This window comes from Pedobacter sp. D749 (assembly GCF_019317285.1).
GTDB lineage: Bacteria > Bacteroidota > Bacteroidia > Sphingobacteriales > Sphingobacteriaceae > Pedobacter.
Map to the genome: position 1 here is coordinate 2,120,231 of NZ_CP079218.1, position 17,174 is coordinate 2,137,404.

At 40.2% G+C, this 17,174-nt stretch carries 16 protein-coding genes; 8 read left to right on the top strand and 8 right to left on the bottom strand.

The window, feature by feature from the left end; genetic code table 11:
- Window positions 1–560 precede the first annotated feature (560 nt).
- The 4 genes from KYH19_RS08425 to KYH19_RS08440 form a co-directional block, all read right to left on the bottom strand.
- Window positions 561–1,730 carry an NAD(P)/FAD-dependent oxidoreductase gene (locus KYH19_RS08425; RefSeq protein WP_219078325.1) on the bottom strand — a complete coding sequence of 390 codons (1,170 nt, stop codon included), beginning with the start codon at window positions 1,728–1,730 and terminating at the stop codon, window positions 561–563.
- A 22-nt stretch (window positions 1,731–1,752) separates the two neighbouring features.
- The gene (locus tag KYH19_RS08430) at window positions 1,753–2,502 is read right to left on the bottom strand and encodes an AraC family transcriptional regulator (protein ID WP_219078326.1); all 750 of its coding nucleotides are present in this window, start codon (window positions 2,500–2,502) and stop codon (window positions 1,753–1,755) included.
- Window positions 2,503–2,643: 141 nt separating this feature from the next.
- Window positions 2,644–3,567: an EamA family transporter gene (locus KYH19_RS08435; protein ID WP_219078327.1), complete on the bottom strand. Its 924-nt coding sequence runs from the start codon at window positions 3,565–3,567 to the stop codon at window positions 2,644–2,646.
- 79 nt (window positions 3,568–3,646) lie between these two features.
- Window positions 3,647–4,066, bottom strand: a complete 420-nt coding sequence (locus tag KYH19_RS08440) for a helix-turn-helix domain-containing protein (protein WP_219078328.1) — start codon at window positions 4,064–4,066, stop codon at window positions 3,647–3,649.
- 133 nt (window positions 4,067–4,199) lie between these two features.
- On the opposite strand from KYH19_RS08440, the gene KYH19_RS08445 reads away from it, so the two are divergent.
- Window positions 4,200–5,096, top strand: a complete 897-nt coding sequence (locus KYH19_RS08445) for an NAD(P)H-binding protein (protein WP_219078329.1) — start codon at window positions 4,200–4,202, stop codon at window positions 5,094–5,096.
- Window positions 5,097–5,444: 348 nt separating this feature from the next.
- Here the strand turns inward: KYH19_RS08445 and KYH19_RS08450 are convergent, their stop codons facing one another.
- The 4 genes from KYH19_RS08450 to KYH19_RS08465 form a co-directional block, all read right to left on the bottom strand.
- Window positions 5,445–5,819 (bottom strand): hypothetical protein, encoded by a 375-nt coding sequence (locus tag KYH19_RS08450; RefSeq protein WP_219078330.1) that lies wholly within the window; start codon window positions 5,817–5,819, stop codon window positions 5,445–5,447.
- A 219-nt stretch (window positions 5,820–6,038) separates the two neighbouring features.
- Window positions 6,039–7,655 (bottom strand): S41 family peptidase, encoded by a 1,617-nt coding sequence (locus KYH19_RS08455; RefSeq protein WP_219078331.1) that lies wholly within the window; start codon window positions 7,653–7,655, stop codon window positions 6,039–6,041.
- A 56-nt stretch (window positions 7,656–7,711) separates the two neighbouring features.
- A complete protein-coding gene (locus KYH19_RS08460; protein WP_219078332.1) occupies window positions 7,712–8,566 on the bottom strand; it encodes an AraC family transcriptional regulator in 855 nt (284 codons plus the stop codon).
- A gap of 98 nt (window positions 8,567–8,664) precedes the next feature.
- Window positions 8,665–10,641, bottom strand: coding sequence for an ATP-binding protein (locus tag KYH19_RS08465; RefSeq protein WP_219078333.1), 1,977 nt, complete (start codon window positions 10,639–10,641; stop codon window positions 8,665–8,667).
- 289 nt (window positions 10,642–10,930) lie between these two features.
- Between KYH19_RS08465 and KYH19_RS08470 the strand changes: the two genes are divergently transcribed.
- From KYH19_RS08470 to KYH19_RS08500, 7 genes are all read left to right on the top strand, one after another.
- Window positions 10,931–11,572 (top strand): hypothetical protein, encoded by a 642-nt coding sequence (locus KYH19_RS08470; RefSeq protein ID WP_219078334.1) that lies wholly within the window; start codon window positions 10,931–10,933, stop codon window positions 11,570–11,572.
- Between the two features lie 28 nt (window positions 11,573–11,600).
- Window positions 11,601–12,128: a hypothetical protein gene (locus KYH19_RS08475; protein ID WP_219078335.1), complete on the top strand. Its 528-nt coding sequence runs from the start codon at window positions 11,601–11,603 to the stop codon at window positions 12,126–12,128.
- Entirely contained in the window at window positions 12,128–12,784 is a 657-nt protein-coding gene (locus KYH19_RS08480) for a hypothetical protein (protein ID WP_219078336.1), read from the top strand. Before KYH19_RS08475 ends, KYH19_RS08480 begins: the two co-directional genes overlap by 1 nt.
- Window positions 12,769–13,569 carry a sensor histidine kinase gene (locus KYH19_RS08485; protein ID WP_219078337.1) on the top strand — a complete coding sequence of 267 codons (801 nt, stop codon included), beginning with the start codon at window positions 12,769–12,771 and terminating at the stop codon, window positions 13,567–13,569. The genes KYH19_RS08480 and KYH19_RS08485 overlap by 16 nt, the downstream gene beginning before the upstream one ends.
- Window positions 13,570–13,579: 10 nt before the next feature.
- A complete protein-coding gene (locus tag KYH19_RS08490; RefSeq protein ID WP_219078338.1) occupies window positions 13,580–14,251 on the top strand; it encodes a response regulator transcription factor in 672 nt (223 codons plus the stop codon).
- 232 nt (window positions 14,252–14,483) lie between these two features.
- On the top strand, window positions 14,484–16,130 hold the full coding sequence (locus tag KYH19_RS08495) for a hypothetical protein (protein WP_219078339.1): 1,647 nt from the start codon (window positions 14,484–14,486) through the stop codon (window positions 16,128–16,130).
- A gap of 440 nt (window positions 16,131–16,570) precedes the next feature.
- A complete protein-coding gene (locus KYH19_RS08500) occupies window positions 16,571–17,122 on the top strand; it encodes a hypothetical protein (RefSeq protein WP_219078340.1) in 552 nt (183 codons plus the stop codon).
- Window positions 17,123–17,174: the final 52 nt, after the last annotated feature.

Genomic DNA, 17,174 nt, shown 5'->3' on the forward strand with positions numbered 1-17,174 from the left:
TGCGAAGTATGATCAATCGTAATTCAATCTGAATTTATTAAAGCATTATTTACCCGGAGTTCTTTAATAAGAAGCTGGAAACGGATGCGAATGAAGGAAAAGTGGATCTTTCAGACAGGAAATTCCAGAAAAGCCCTGTTGGGCCTCCAAAACTAGTGAGAGCGTTTTTTTGAGCATGGTTTTAGATTTTGATGTTTAAAAATACTAATTTATAACATATAAAACTACAAAATATATATTTTAAATCATACGTTGACTAAAATTTTATACCAGAGGCTACGAAAGCAGATTCATGTCTTAGCAAGGAATAGATTTTCCTTTCCTGGATTACCATTAAAATATATTGATGTAAAGGGAGGAAGATGCATAATTACCATCCGCTAATAAAAATGAGCGGCAGAAATTATGCATAATCTCATGGAAAGATGATTCGATAAGCCTCCTTATATCTTTCAGGGGTGGAGATTGGGAAGCCAATAATGAAAGTTGGGTGGCTTTTGACTTATATTATATTTTATATTGCCAACCTTTGGTGCCAATGCAATGTCTGGTGAAATCAGCTACCTTATGGCCCCAAAAAAACTGCACATCGTTGACAGGGCATTTGCATGGTGCATCATTTCCCCGTTTTTCAATGATTCCATCGCCATTTCTGAAGCTCTTTTCCGCATCGCTGTTTCATACGATACAATGGCTTCGTGTATAGAAACATGATGGCTGCCTGTCAGGCTCTCACTCAATTCCAGGGCATCAAGCATCGCCATATTAACGCCTTCTCCTGCAAACGGCGGCATTACATGGGCAGCATCGCCGATCATGGTAACATCAGGGAGGCTGTTCCAGGTTTGGTCTAAGGGCATGCAGTTGATTGGCCTCGGAATAAAAGGAGCCGCAGTATTTTCAAACAGTCCGTACCAAAGATCACTCCATCCGGTATATTCTTTCTTAAACCATTCCAACACCTCCAACCGGCTCGAAAAATCTAAACCGCTTCTTTTTGCCCAATCTTCTTCAGTTTTAAAACTTGCATAGAATCCGATTTCTCCATCTGCTTTCTGTCCCATTAGAATATTCTTTTCATTTCCGAAGGCCATTAATTTACCGCCACGGAGATGTCTGGTAATTTCGGGTACTTGTTGTTCAGCATTATCTATATTTCCCTCCAGCATCGTAATACCCGAATAAAACGCCTTAATGCCAGTAATGTAGGGCCTGATTTTTGAGTTGGCACCGTCTGCTCCAATCACCAGGTCAGCATACGCTTCCGATCCATTTTTAAAATGTAACAACCAGCCATCTTTTTGTTTTTCCATAAACAGGAATTGGCTGTCCCAAATTATATTTTCAGGATGCAATGAGTCCAGTAATATCTTCCGTAAAGCACCTCTGTCTATTTCAGGACGGAAATGTTCATGCCCGAAATCTTCTTCTTTCATTCGTTCGAGGTCATGGTCGCTAAAAACCACTTCACCGTTTTCATCGGTAATCGTTGTTTTGTCGGCTTCAGGCATATAATTGTTTTTAAATGCATCCAGCAATCCTGCTTTCCGTATGGCGGCCAGCCCCGAATTTTCGTGCAGGTCGAGCGGAGCACCCTGTACCCGTGCACTTCGGTTAACATCCCTTTCATATACTTTAACATCAATGCCCATCTGTTGTAAAAGCCTTGCCAGCGTAAGTCCGCCCGGGCCACCGCCTATAATGGCCACCTGCTTGTTTTTTAGTAACATATCTTTAAATTAGACTACAAAATTACTTTTGGTCGTCAACTAAAAATTGTAAAAAACGGTCGTTTTTATTTTTATACAACTCTTTGGGTGAAACCCCCGAAAGGCGTTTAACCTCTTTAATAAAATGAGACTGATCGGTAAAATTAAGTTGGGGATAAAGCGTTCCGGCTTTGATATGGGAGAGGGAAGCCTGAAAACGAAGGATTTTGCAATAAGCTTTCAACGGAAGTCCGAACTGTTGATTAAAATACCGGTTAATCTGGCGCGGGCTCCATAAAATCTTTTCACAGAGTTCAGCAACTGAAATCTCGCCGTCCTGCGCAAAAACCAGTTCAAACAATTTACTTTTCCGTACATCCACGTCCGCAGGTAGAAGTGCAGTGATTTTCTTGGTCATCATATCACAAAAGGCATCAAAATGATCGAGGTCTTCTATTTTCAAACCCCAGAAATCATCTGGCATCAGCCTCCCGCTATTGATGATATCAGCCACCGGAAAGCCGAAAATATATTCTATGGCAAGTGGATTAAAACTAACTGAACAGAAATCCGATATTTCCTGATCCGGATATTTAGGTTGGGTTTCCAGCCCCAGTAATGCAACCTGTATTTTGTTGTTATTGGTTTTTGAACAAATCAGGTCAATTCTTCCATTGGGAGTAACTACAGCCTTGTGATCATTGGAAAAGTTCTGCAGGGAGGAAAAACAATAAACAAAATCTTTTATCGATTCCTCAGGTTGAACGAGTTTAAAATCCAATGTGCCTCCCATGGTTAAAAATATTTCTGGTAAAATTAAATGTATTATTTCACCCTGCAGTACCGGTAAAAATAATTTAAGCACAGATGTCAAAACCTGTGTAGATCGGTGGTTAAAAACCTTATGATCTTTACTCTTTTATTAACCCGGCTCTTAGGCAAGGTCCGAATTATTCTTATCCGGCAGGTGTTTTTGCTTTCTCATTAAAAGGTAATGCGCATTGAAAACAACAACCGATATGAAAATGATACTGTATGCCGCCATTTGTAATGGACTAATGGGCTCATGGAATACCAAAGCTGCTATCATAAATCCAATAATCGGATTAATATTAAGCAACATTCCCACTGTTGACGAGTTCAACCCCTTTAAGGCATACAAATTTAAAAACAGGGGAATCACTGTAAAGCCAACTGCTATCAATTCTATGAGCAACCAAAAAAGCTTTTCAGTAGGTACAGGCCCGCTGTAGGCAGGGTAAAAGGGCAGCAGCATAAGTGCGGAAAGCGAAATGTGAAAGGTGAGCAGAATGAACTTATCAAACCCAGTATTTTTACGCTGGCTTACCAGGTAAGCGGCGTAGCTAAACCCAATCACAATGCCGTAAACCATATCCATAATATTGGCATACGATAACATCAGGCAGCCAAATATACTTAAGCCAACGGCAGTCCATTGCACTTTGTTAAGCTTTTCATGCAAAAGCCTGTAAGCGAGCAAAGTAGTAATAATAGGGCAAACCAGATAGGCAAGGGAGGTAGCCTTAATGCTTACATGATTGAGTACATAAATAAAGGAGAACCAGTTGATATTTAAGAAGATACTCCCGCCAATATTCAGCAAAAGCATATTCCGTCTCTCTTTGGAAGGTAAGGCCTTAATATTGGAAAAAGTTTTAACTAATTCTGTACGTTTAAACAACGTGGTAATTAAGAGCATCAATATCGCGCAGCTAAAAATGCGGTAAAATAAAATATCTACCGAAGAGTATGCACTTAAAGGTTTTAAAACTAAACTAAAAAAGCCCCATACTGCATAAGCGAATATAGCGGCCAGGTAATATTTTGCGGTTTTCACGGGTTGTTATGATCTTGATCTGACAAATATCATAAAATCCCGGGGCTTATTAAGCCATACTATTAAAAATACTAGAGAGTCAAGCCTCATCTTCTGCCAGGAGTCTATCCATTATATTGTTAAGGAATTTTGTTTTGTTCTTTTTTAGTGCTTTAAGAAAGGGGGAAGATTCATCAGTGTTGGCCAGGTGTTTTCCACCCCAAAGGGCTATTTCGATCACCGTGGGTATTAAGTCAATACCTTTTTTACTGAGTTGATAGAGCACTTTTACTTTGTTATCCGGATAGGGTAATTTGATAATTATTCCATGATCCTCCAGTACCTGTAATCTATTTGCTAATATATTCGTCGCTATTTTTTCTTCCGACTTTGTAAAATCACCGTAAGTGCGGGTTTTATGGAGCATGAGGTCCCTGACAATCAATAGCGACCACCTGTCTCCGAAAATATCCAGCGATGAACTGATGGGGCAATCGGAGCGCTTTTCACTTGTTTTCATGTTTCTTTTTATTATTTTACTTTTATATTGAAAGTAATTATTTAATTTTTTACTTGCAATTTAAAAGTATTATTTCTTTTTTTGTACTTGCAAATCAAAAGCAAAATTAATCATTTAAAACAATAAAAAGAAAATGACAGATTATTCAACAACACCAGGGGGTGAAAAAGTATTGGTAACCGGCGTTACCGGTTCAATCGGAAAAGCTACGGTTGAACAATTATTGAAAAAAGGAATTCCTGCAAGCCAAATTATCGGGCTTTCCCGCAAAAAAGAACAGATAGAAGATCTGGCAGCTAAAGGTGTCGAAGTGCGTTTTGGCGATTATTCCGATTATAATTCGTTATTACGTGCATTTGAAGGCATTGATAAAGTAATGCTCACTAGTGCGGTCGCTTTCACAGACCGGTCTACCCAACATTTCAATGCAATCACCGCCGCACGCCAGGCTGGTGTTAAACATGTGGTATATATGGCCATCATGCGTAAGGAAGGTTCAGGACGTATCATGCCTGAGGTTACGGAGTCAGACCTTTTTACAGAACAGGTACTTAAATCTTCGGGAATCGATTACACCATCGTGTACCACCCGCCCTTTATGGATGTTTTATCGCTTTACTTTGATCCTAATCCTTACGAAAATGGAATAAAAGTTCCTGCAAATAACGGAAAGATGGCTCCGGCTACAAGAGATGAACTGGCAGAAGCCCATGCCGTCATACTTTCTACGCCGGGGCACGCAAATAAAACCTACTCCTTGGGTGGCAGCCATCTTGTTTCGTTTGCCGGCATTGCAAAAATCCTTGGGGAAATAAAAGGGCAGGCTGTTCCTTTTACCACCATTACAACAGCTCAATATATTGATGGAATAATGGCAAACGGGGTTCCGCGTCATGTTGCCGAATTTATAACGGGTTGGGTAACCGCGATTGATGAAGGTGAATTTGAATATCAATCAGGCGATCTGGAACACTTATTGGGTAGAAAGACAAAAACTTACCAGGCGTACCTGGAATCAAAGTTGGCTTAGTACAGGGTCCGGTTACCATAAATGAAATGGTGGGCAATTTACCGTGGAGCCCAGTAATTTTATCAGCGTATAAAAGGCAAAACTAAGTGTTTTGGGTAGGAAGGGGGCTAAAGTAGACGGCTTTATCAGCCCAATCTTATTTATAGTAGCTAACAGAAAATGAAAAGCACAGGAATTAGCTGTCTGCTTTTTGAAATAGTTAGGCAGGTGTTACCAAAAATAAATGTGTGGCAATGAAACTATATGCTCACTAACTGATGGGAGTCGCGATGCATTTGCAAATCACATATTTATACAGGGAAACGATGTGTACATTGCCTGACAGGAAATTGCTCCCGGAAAGTCCACCTACCAGGTAAAATATTGGAAAAACGGATCTCTTGTCATTTTATCCAATGGACCTGAAAGTGCTTTTGGTTTATCTATAGCCATTTCGGGTGCTGATGTTTTTGTAGGCCGGTACCGGGATGGGGGATCAGGAACAGCCCAATACTGGAAAAATGGTACGGTTGTACCGCTTACTGATGGATCACGGGCTGCGCTCGTCCACAAAATAGTCGTAGTTAGGAAGTAAGTATTTAAACCGGTTTTATGGCCCCGTTTGCTGTTCGCACCCAATCTTTTTTCTACCTTTTTTAACATTAGGTTTCTAAACCTTAGAAGAGGGTAGTAATAACCGAACTCAGGTTTAGAAATGATAATGACCTGTGCATAATCTGGCATTATTATTTGCGAATGGCAAACGGAGCCCATAATTAATAACAGTCGCAAGCTAATTATCTTTAATTAGCTTAAAACAACATATTTATAAGGGAAATAGCCTTTTTGCTAAAAGCGTCAGAAATTTCACCACAAAGTTATATACTGTATCTAAGTGCTATGTCATTCAAACTATTCGCTGTGTAAAGCAGGATACATCGGGGTAAAAATATCTGCCGAGTACTATGGCCTGCGCTTGTTTCTAAGCTGGACACCTTCAAGTTCCAGTACCTTTTGAAACATAGGATCCTTTTCATATAAGAATTCGCGCCCGAAAATATCGTCTGATGAAGTGACCCTTTGGTAAAGTTCCTCTATGGAATAACTTACCTGATGTTCCACATGATTTTGAAAAGCATCCACAACGGATTTTGCTCCGGTAAAATCAATCTGCGGCTCGATCCTAAAAATAATCTTACTATGGGGCAACTGCAGAATCGAAGGATTCGTCTGAAGTCCGCCCAAAAGATTTGGTGTTTCGCCAATGCTGACCAGTTGATCATTCCTGGCTGCAAGATTGGAAAGGTTGGAGGCAGAGGAATAGATATATCTGTCCTGCAGCACATAAACCTTCCCTTTAAAGCTATAGTTCAGGCTGTCAGGCAGTACAAAGGTAAAGTTCGGAATGGAAATAAAATACATCTTGGGCTGCTTAAGTGTAGCTACGTCAACATTGAAGGAAAAACCCTTTTTACTCTTTACTGAATCTGCATTGACATTAAACTGTTTTTGGTTGTATGGGCTGAAATTCCTCCCAACTACAACATCCTGTTTCAGGGTATCCTTCATAATCCGGCCTAAGAAATTGGCGTAAGTATTGTCGCTTCCACCACCATTCCCCCTTATATCAAGTACTATAGATTTTACAATGCTTTTTTCAATAAAAGGCTTTAGCTGCTTTGCCAGGGAATCGCCATAGGCCTCTACCATAAGCGGCATTTTTGCATAAAAAATACCATCCTTTTCAAAATAATGTGTTGTCAGGGGAACTGATTCGTCATTATAACCAAAGGGGTTCAGAATTTTTTTACCGAAGCTGACCGTGTCTCCCAAGGATGCATTTAGTTGTCTCATGTTTCCCTGTTTATCTTCAAAAACTAACTGGAGACCTCCTCTTTTAAAGAATTCGGCAGATTTATAGAAGGCCTCATGGTAGACCTTTCTGTTTGCTCTATCCCATCTCAGCGGAGAAATATGGGCATATTGTTTTTTCACAAAGGCATGTACATTTAAACCATTGCAGCTCCTGAGCCTCATCGATGCCGGAAATTTAACACCCTTGTAGGAGAAGGGCAGCATGTTGTAATAATCCCCATTGGTATAAACCAGGTTCAGCTCCAGCTTATTAGTAAAATTACGGTTGGCAAACTTTTCGTAGGTATGCCCATACACCATAGAAATGCTGTCAATATGTTTGATGATCCCATTGGGTATCCAGTTGGTTCTCATGATATTCAGCTGCCAGCTTCCAAGCCTGCCCGAATGCCCATCTTGTGCCACATTCAGTGTCATATCTACAATATGCAGGAAATCTGCCATCGTCGTTTTATTGGTGATGCTCTTCCTTAGCCGACGTGCATAACGATCAAAATCTATTCCGCGAACCTCTTTATTGAAATAAATAACGGGGCTTACCTGATGGATAAGGGAGACTAGTGAATCATGATCCTCAAGCATCTGCGTGTGGCTTAGCTGGGGAACCGTTTCCAGACCTGCCAAAGGGAAGCCTGGCTTATTACTATTTCTTAAGGCACACGAAGTGAAAAAACAGATTGCTGAGAGGATGATAAGTTTGCGCATAAAAATATTTATTTAGCACAAAGAAATACATTAGCTATACCAAATAATTGTAAAAATCATTCATGTTTGGATTCTTCAAAAATCCAGGCTAGCTGGTCTTGGGCTAACGATACCTTTCCTTGCAACTTCTTTGGAGCCAGCCCGGCAAAAGCCCTGAAATCCTTTATGAAATGCGCCTGATCATAGTAATTGTGATCCAGACCAATCTGAGTAAGCGGGGCTTCCTTGCCGAGTAATACTGGCAATGCTCTCCTGAACCGAACGGTCTTAAGAAACTGCTGAGGGTTCTGGCCTAAATGGCTTTTGAAAAGGCGGTAAAGCGTGGTATCACTGATACCCAGCTTCTTGCAGAGCAGTTCGATAATGGTATCCTGACCTGAATGACTGGCCAGTCTGATGTGTTCGAGCGCTTCCCTTAACCTGTGAGGAATGCGATCATTAAGCGTTCCGACTAATGCTTTTTCCAATAGCCTTGCCCTCAAAACCGGATGATGCTCATCAAAAACCTGCTCTAACAGAAAGCCATCTTTAAATTGCAGGAAATCCTCTACAGGTCGATCGGCGGCCACAACACAATCCAGCCTCTCACCTGTAAATGCACCAAGGGCAGCGGCGCGGAATATAATGCAGACCTGGTCGAGTTCCCCTTGTAGATTCACCTTAAAAGGGCTGGTATGAAAACCATATATCCGGCTTGAAAAGCTGTTTTCCCCCACGGCTATACTACAAATATTATTTTTACCATCGTTAACATAAGTCACCTTATTCTGTTTATAGATAGCCAAACAAAGGTTGCTATTAGGAAAAGTGGTGTAGTTGATCAGGTTATGGTCTGATTTTTTCAAAAAAAGAAAATATTCTACATATTTTTTCAGTAGCTCATTTTCAGGTCTTAAAATAATCGTCTCCATTGGCACATGTTCTAGTAATTCATAACGCTAACAACGACAAAGATAGAATTTGGCCTCACGAATCAATAACACAATCACCTCCAATTAATATTCTTGCCTTAATTTCCCATGGGCAGTTCAACACTGAATGTGGTTCCTTCGCTGTTACTTTTCTCAACGCTAATCTGGCCATGATGTAGCGCTATAATTTCGCGGCAGAGATAAAGACCAATCCCGAAGCCGGCAATTGATCCGATTTGAGGATTCTGGACCCTGTGGTAACGTTCAAAAATAAGGTGCTGGTCTTCGCCTGCAATTCCTATACCTTCATCACTTACGGTTAACTTTAGCCTGTTCTGATCAGGTGCCGTGCAGGCAATGGTAATACGTGTGCCCATTTCCGAATATTTAACGGCGTTTCCTGCCAGGTTATGGATCACCTGCGAGATTTTTTCGCGGTCTGCGTATAATGTTAACGCTTGCACAGGTTCGAACACAATGATATGGGTATGTATAGAGGAAAGCATTTCTTCCTCCAGCTCTGCAAAGAGTTGCGGTAGGTCGATTTTTGATTTCTCAATCAACATTTTTCCAGAATCCAGCCTTGAAATATTCAAAAAGCTATTGATCATGGAATTCATATTACGCACCTGTTTGATTGATTTGGCGAGTACGTTTTGCTGAGTGGTGTTTTCTGTAAGGTTGGCCTCTCGCTGAAGCACCTGTAGATAGGCCTGAAGGGATGTTAATGGCGTTTTAAGTTCGTGGCTTACCATACCCATAAAATCGTCTTTCCGCTGTTCGTCTTTTTTCTGCTCGGTAATATCCCTTAGTGTACCGTTCAACGTGGCCGCTTTACCGTTCGGATCATAAAATACTTTTCCCCTGGCCTGTACCAGTCTGGGGGCCGGCTCCTTTGGGTTGTTTATCCGGTATTCAATAAAATATTGTCCGTCCGATCCATCCCTTAGCGATTCCTTTATCGCATCAGTTACTCTTTCCCTGTCTTCATCGTGGATGGAGTTAAGGGCCAGCGAAAGGTCCAGGTGTTCTTCGGCTGAAAGTCCGAACCAGGATTTTAGCAGGGCATTGCCCGAAAAGAGGTTGTTCCTGGGTTCATAATAGAAGGTAGCCAGTTCGCCCGCATCTATGGCTAGGGTAAGCATCTGCTGGTCTTTCTCGTTTTTACGGCGGTCAAGCACCTGCTGGGTAATTTCTTCCAGAATAACCAGTATTCCGGTAACTTTACCCGAAGAGATAATGGGTTGATAAATCGAGTTTACGATGGCCTCCCTCAGTCCGCTTTCATCACGGAGCTTTACCAAAAACTCCTTATTAATCTTTGGTTTTCCGGTTTCATATACATTGTCCAGCCACATGTTTACCGGCTGGCCTTCGAGCTCCGGCCTGGCCGTATGATGGGCTTGTCCTATTACTTCTTTCCCTTCGCGTCCCCAGGTCTTTAGTATCGCCGTATTGGCCATTTCAATAATATGGTCCGGGCCTTGTAGTACCGCAATACCCACCGGTGCCTGTTCAATGATGGTCTTCACATGTTCCCGGCTTTCCTCCAGTAATTTCATAGAAATGTTGAGGTCTTCATTAGTAGAGGTGAGCTCTTCCATGGTGGTAGCCATTTCTTCAATAAGCGCCTGTTCTTTTTCTTCTTTTTGCTGTATCCGCTCCAGGTATTCCCTTCTTGATGTAACCTCTTTCGCGGTATTCAGGATGCACCAGGTTTTGTTGTCTGCCGAAAGCAAAGCTTTATATTCATAATCAAAGTAATCCGTTGTCGGCATCCCGTTTTTAATTAGCCTGGCAGGGGCATCAGTTACCGAGTAGCTGATGCCGGAACGCCATACCTGTTCAAGGATAGGAAGAAAGGGCTGGCCTGCAAGTTCGGGTATTGCCTGTATTAGTGGTTTCCCGATTACCGAAATGTCTTTGCCCCATAGCGCAAGCATTCCTGCGTTCGCAAAACGGATAATCATTTCTTCACCGGTATATATGGCGGTTGGATCTGGAGAGGACTGGAGGGCCTGGATAATCAGCTCTTCGCTAAAATTGTTGTCGTGCGGTCTTTCTTCGGCATTCATCGATAATCCAAAGATAAAAAAAACGACATATTTTTTCTATTTATTCAACCAGCGATCGTCTTTTTATTCACTTCTCAGCAATAATCATTTTTATTCAGCCATTTTTATTCAGCTTCTTATATACTAAAAATAATCTAAAGTAAAAAGACGAAAACACCTTAAATAATCGGGTATTTCTATCCCATTACAAATCAATATTTTAAGATAATTTAGCAGCTGTCAATAGCAACAGGGCGTAAACTGAAAAGCCGTAAAAGAGTAAGTATTTTAATCTAAATCAAACATTACAATGGGACAATTTGCCTCCATTATTTCTCTCACCAAAAAAGAAATTCTGACCTTAACTGAAACGCTTATAACGGACATTCCAACCGCTACTGAGGATCTGAATTTAATTACTACCTCGCTCAAACCACGTATTAAAGTTTCGGTTCCTCCCCCGTTCGCTGAATCAGATTTGCCCGATTCATCACTTTCAAAGACTATTGGTAAAGCAATTGATTCAGCTTGTCTGGAATCAAGATATTTATTTAATGCTGTTTTTCCCTCCGTTGTTTTACCGGAAAAAAATAATGATTATGGTGTTGTGCTTAATTATGCACCTGTAATGGGGGATTTTAAAAGCCTGACCAATCAACTTTCTCTGTTTTTAACGGATAAAAATTTACAGCCTCTGCTTGCCGGCCAACTCGCCAAACAATTACAACCACAAGTAATGGCAAGCGGAAATACACCATCTGCAACTTTTGGCAGAGTGGCAACGCCTAATTTAAGTATTGCTGATCCGCTGATTACCGTAGAATATTTATTTTGGGTAGCAGCTTTTGGCATATTCCGCACCGGGACAATAAATGCAGCAGGTGTACCTGGTTATGCTGTGGTTTACAGTTGTAGTGCTGCCATTGGAACACTGCAAAGTATTATTAAATAACATCTTATTCATATAAAATAAAAAAATCATGGAAAACGCTGATCATATCCAATCTGTACAAATAACACATAACAATGCCGAAACTCCACCGGCCATTCCTTTGATTGTTGCCATTGAAAGAGCAACATCCTGGAGAAAAATGATCAACTCATTGCCTGCGGAATCCAAACTGCCACAAACCAATGCGGCTGGTGATTCAGTTGGGCCATTAATACCTGCTCAATTAATTTTCAGAGCAATTAATATTAATATGAGAGACATCGATTTGCTGAAACAAGAACATCCGGATGCAAGTTCAGTAAGGTTATATATGAGTATACCTGATCCTGATTTTCCATTGCAAATCTGTGGTATGCTGGTTCCGGTGGATGCGCAGAATAATGACATGCTTACCAGATCCAGTGATGCCAATGTATCCAGGGAAGACATGTTACAAAAAGAAGAATATTCCACCGTATATGATTTCACTCAGCCTTGTCCAACTTTATGTAACACCACGAGTCCGCTATTTGACAGTTTGAATAGTGTTGAGCCTTATTTGCGGTATACAAAATAATGGCAATTCCAGCCAGTTTGATCTATACAGGAATAATTGTTCCTGTAAGTGTTTTAATTCCTATTGGTATGGCTGCCTCCAAAAGAAGGAACGCTGGCAGGCCGTTAAAAATAATCTGGTATTATTTATTACTGGATTGTGTAGTAAATGTATTGGCTGTAGTGCTTGCAAACCAGAAGATTAACAATCTTCCGGTTTTGCATGTTTTTACTATACTCGAATTTGTATTGATGAGCTATTTTTATCTGTCCGTTTTAAAGCAGGAAACAGCTGGCACGATAATTAAATATCTGCTGGTTCTTTTTCCGGTATTCTGTATTATAAACTTCCTGTTCTTCCAAAGTATTTATCAATTTAATACCTATGCCAGACCAGTTGAGGCATTAATTATAATGGGCTGCAGTCTTGCTTATTTTGCGCAGAGCAATGATGCAGAAACCAGGTGGTCAATTAATCCGGTAAACTGGATTAATATTGGTATACTGTTATACTTTTCTGGTGCCTTGTTTATTTTCTCTTTTTCAAATTTAACTGTACAAGAGATGAATGAAAAATATTATGCGATTAATATTTTAATGTGGAATATCCATGCCACACTTTTACTCCTGATGTATCTTTTAATTGCCTTTGGCTTTAGTAAATGCAGCAAACAATAGGGGATAATATTTTTCTGTTAATCATTTTATGTACCGGTGGTATTTCTCTGCTGGTGATCTCATTTGTGATTTTATTTATCAGCAATCAGAAAAGATTACTCAAGAACAGGCAGCAGATCCATGAGGCAGAAATGAGTTATCAAAAGGAATTGATGCGGGTGGTATTACAATCACAAGAGGAAGAAAGGAAGCGTATCGGCCAGGATTTACATGATGATGTTGGCAGTTCTTTGTCGAATTTAAGAATGTTAATTAACCGGAAGGATCTTGCTGAACAACAGGGGAGTGGAGCTGTATTGGCCACTCATAAATTGTTAATTGATAAAATTATACAGGATGTACGTAATATATCACATAATTTATCACCTCCTGCTTTAGCATTATTTGGTTTTACGGTAGCGCTTGAAGAATTAATTGATAGCATAAATAATGAAGATGGTTCATTGATAAACATTATCAATGATGTAGAGGCTATTACAGACAAATTACCATACGATATGGCATTAGCCTTAATCAGGGTATTACAAGAGCTCATTTCCAATACAATTAAACATGGGAGTACTAAACGGATAGAGATATCCATTTTCATTGAAAATGGTTTATTAGCTATTCAATATAGGGATGAAGGAATAGGGTATGATCCTGCGAATCAGAAGAACAGAAAAGGAATGGGGATGCAAAATATAGAAAGCAGGTTAAATATGATCAATGCGGCTTATACGGTAAAAACTGCTCCGGGAGCTGGCTTCGTTATGTTTATCGTGCTGAACAGTCCATTAGTTTAAATTTTAAATGATGTCAGACAAAATACGGATCGCTGTTGTTGATGACCAGCACTTATTTCGGGAAGGACTGGTTAATCTTTTAAGTTGTAAAGCCGATTACCAGCTGGTGGCTCAGGCAGAAAACGGGAAGGTTTTTTTAGAACAGCTTACCGGCCTGGAAAGCCTTCCTGATGTGGCATTGATTGATATGAATATGCCCGAGATGAACGGGGTTGAACTGAATGCGGTTTTACATAAAGATTATCCTTCGATAAAAGTGATTATACTTTCTGTGCATGGTGAAGAGCGTTATCTAAGTAAAATGATAGAGGCCGGAGCCTGCTGTTATCTGATCAAGAATTGTGAAACCAGCGAATTGTTTTCGGCTATTCATAATACCTATCATGTTGGCTTTCATTTTAATATGGAAACTTTAAATGCGATGCGTAACGCGGCCAAACACCGCAAACAAGGTTTGAAAAGTGTAAACAGTATACCCATTAATCTTTCGGAGCGCGAAACCACCATCTTAAAGATGATCTGCGATGAACTGACCAATATCGAAATCGCTGAAAAACTGTTTATCAGCAGTCGTACTGTTGACGGACACCGGACAAACCTGCTTATCAAAACTGGTTGTAAAAACACAGCCGGCTTAGTCATCTTTGCCATCAAGTATGGCATCTTCGAAGTCAAATTCTAATAGAAAACCCCTTTATTCTTTTCCTGAAACCTATAGACCAGGTGTTTTTACCTGGTCTATAGGTTAAAACACCTGTTTACCAAGCCGGGATATTTAACGCAGAAAAAAACCTTTATTCTGCCTTTACTTTGACATGTCAAACGATTAAAGCGCTTTAATTGAAACTGACAAAGGCAGAAACCGAAAAGCCTTAACAGAGTAGGTAAAATTAAACTCTTAAAAAACTAAGACCATGAATACCGAATTAACCGTTGGATCAGAAGCACCAGAAATTATCGATGCATTGAAAGAGCAGGCAACAACACTTTTGTCATCTGTATTAAAAGAGCCGCTAACAGATTTTGATGCAAGCAATTTAGGAAACTTCCCATACTATTACCTCAATCCTAATAACCTGCAGTTTAATGCTACAACTTATGAATGGATCAGTACTGCTTTAACAGCAAATGCAACTCCTGTAACACTTGGCGAGCCATTTGTTAATATTTATACGCAAGCATTAGCCAGCGTGGGCTATAAGCTGTCGAAAGCTGATCAAGCAGCGCTTAACGCAGCGCAAAAAGCGGCAACCAATCAACAAATGGCACTCTTAACGCTTTGGACATCCATTTATGGCCCGGTAAAAGCCACGAGTAAACAGCAGCCGATAGATATCATTATGAGTACTATTGCAACCACCTGGGCAAGTCCTGCTACCGATCTTTATACGATTCAGAGAACTAAAAATTTGGCTAAATTACTAAACAAAACACCCGCAAGTGGTCAGCCGGTATTACCGGTTTTTGCCAATTACCTGAATGCGCTGGGCAGCAGTATCTCCCTTCAAAACGCAACTACAATGAATACCGGGTACTTAAGCACAGTATTAGATAATGTTCAGGATGCTACTGCTGATAACGGTGGTATGTTATTAGATGATAGTGCTACTACTTATCACCCAGCTTATGCAGTAAGTACGCCATTGTCTGATATCATTAATGGTTTAAGTGCAACCAGTAATAAGATTGAGTTAAACATGACTGTTACCCGTTCCAGCAAAAGTGAGGTGGAAATAAATATTAAGGGTGGAGCACGTTTTAAAATTCCTATCGCTTCTTTTCTCACTTTATCCGTGAACGGAAGTGCGAGTTATTTTTCAGATACGATTGCAACCGCTTCGAATACGATTAGTGTACGTATGACTTTTACAGGTGTTACCCTGGTTAATTATGGACCTGCCTCGTTTAATGTGGCTACTGGTTTAAAATGGTCATGGATGAAACCAATCACTGATGCAATCAGAAATGGTTCTAAAGATGTTTCAGGTTTTGTATTTTCTCCTAAACCGGGTATTGATTTTTCTGAGGGCGGTCCTTTCAGCTTTTTAACAGGAGTTGCCATTAGTAATTATCCTTCTGTTGAAATCACTGTACAAAGTAAATCATATGAGAGTATTAAAGAAACTATTAAACAAACAGTTTCTTTAGGGATCTCGTTCCTGGGCATATCTTTAGGTGGCGGGTCGGAATCTACTTATTCGCATAATGCCAGTTCAAGCAGTTCATCTTCAACAGTGACTATCACATTGGATCCTCCTGCTGATATGATTGCTGGTACAAATGAAAGTTCAAGAGCATGGGTTCTCGGTGCAGAAACCAGTTACCCAGGGGCTGTTCAAAGTAATTTTCAAATTGCTAGTGGATTGGGATACCCGGCTTATCAGCTTTATCAGGATAACACGGGAACTACTTATTGCAGTGCCAAGAAACAAAAAAACCATGCAGCCGGTGCCGCGTTCGTAAAAGCTTGTCTTAAAGCACACCCGGGAACAAGTTGTAGTGGTAAACCATGGCTAAGCAATAGTCAAACTGGTACAATCTGGTCACCTCCTAAAATTTAAAACAGCGTTTATCTAATAGCTGCCTCTTTCCGGGGCGGCTATTTTTATAAATCAGGCCTGCCACACTTAAATGTTGTTTTTTGATTCACAGATAAAAGGATGTACACGAATATAAAATCTGTATTTATCTGTGTGCATCTGTGGTTAAAAATCTTAACTTAATGACATTGGGATAGGGGAGGTTAATCCTGGGGTTTAACGGCCTGCCTAATTTATCCTCTTACAAGGAAGTGCAAATATTCCGGGGCTCACGCCCTTTGCAGGTTACAGGGTTCATGGTAAAAATATCTTTTGTAAACCAATTCCAGACTTCCGTCTCCGGACTGATCAACCGGCCAGGTACTTAAAAGGCCTTATATTTTATATGGTAAAAACTCAAAAACGGCTCAATCTTTGCTCTTACCGAAGCTTAAATTTTATAAGGAAAACCCATTTAGATCATGAACAATTTACAAGCACTATCCCAAAAATCAAGACTCACTATTTTAGTCCTCCTAACCCTTTTTTTCTCCGCCTGCTCCGAAACCCCTGAACGTTTCTTCGACATCGCCATCCTAAACACCAATATGATCAACGATTTTGCCAGCGAAGATCTGGCGCGTCATATTAACGATGAAACGAAAGAATATCCCGATATTCCATCCAGTAAAAAGAAAGGTGACGAAGCTGCAGTTAGCCTCAATAACAAAATATTATACCTCGAACAATCGCTCGAAAAAGTGAAAAAACTTTCAGCTTCAGGAGAAGAAGAAAAAGAAATTAAAGCCCTTTCCCAGCAATTATATGAGCTCGTTATCCCTGTATATAAAAACGAATATCTTACTTACGCTAAATTGTGCGATAGTAAAGGCAGCCAAAGTGCCAAAGATGAAATCATTAAAAATATCGATGAAAAATATGGAGCACGTTTCGAAGAACATTTTAATGCATTAATGGAAAAAGGCAAAGTATATGCTCAAAAGCACAATATTCAGGTAAACTGGGGAGAATAAAATCACTCTTAAAATTAATACATAACTCCATAGCCCAATAATACACTATTAC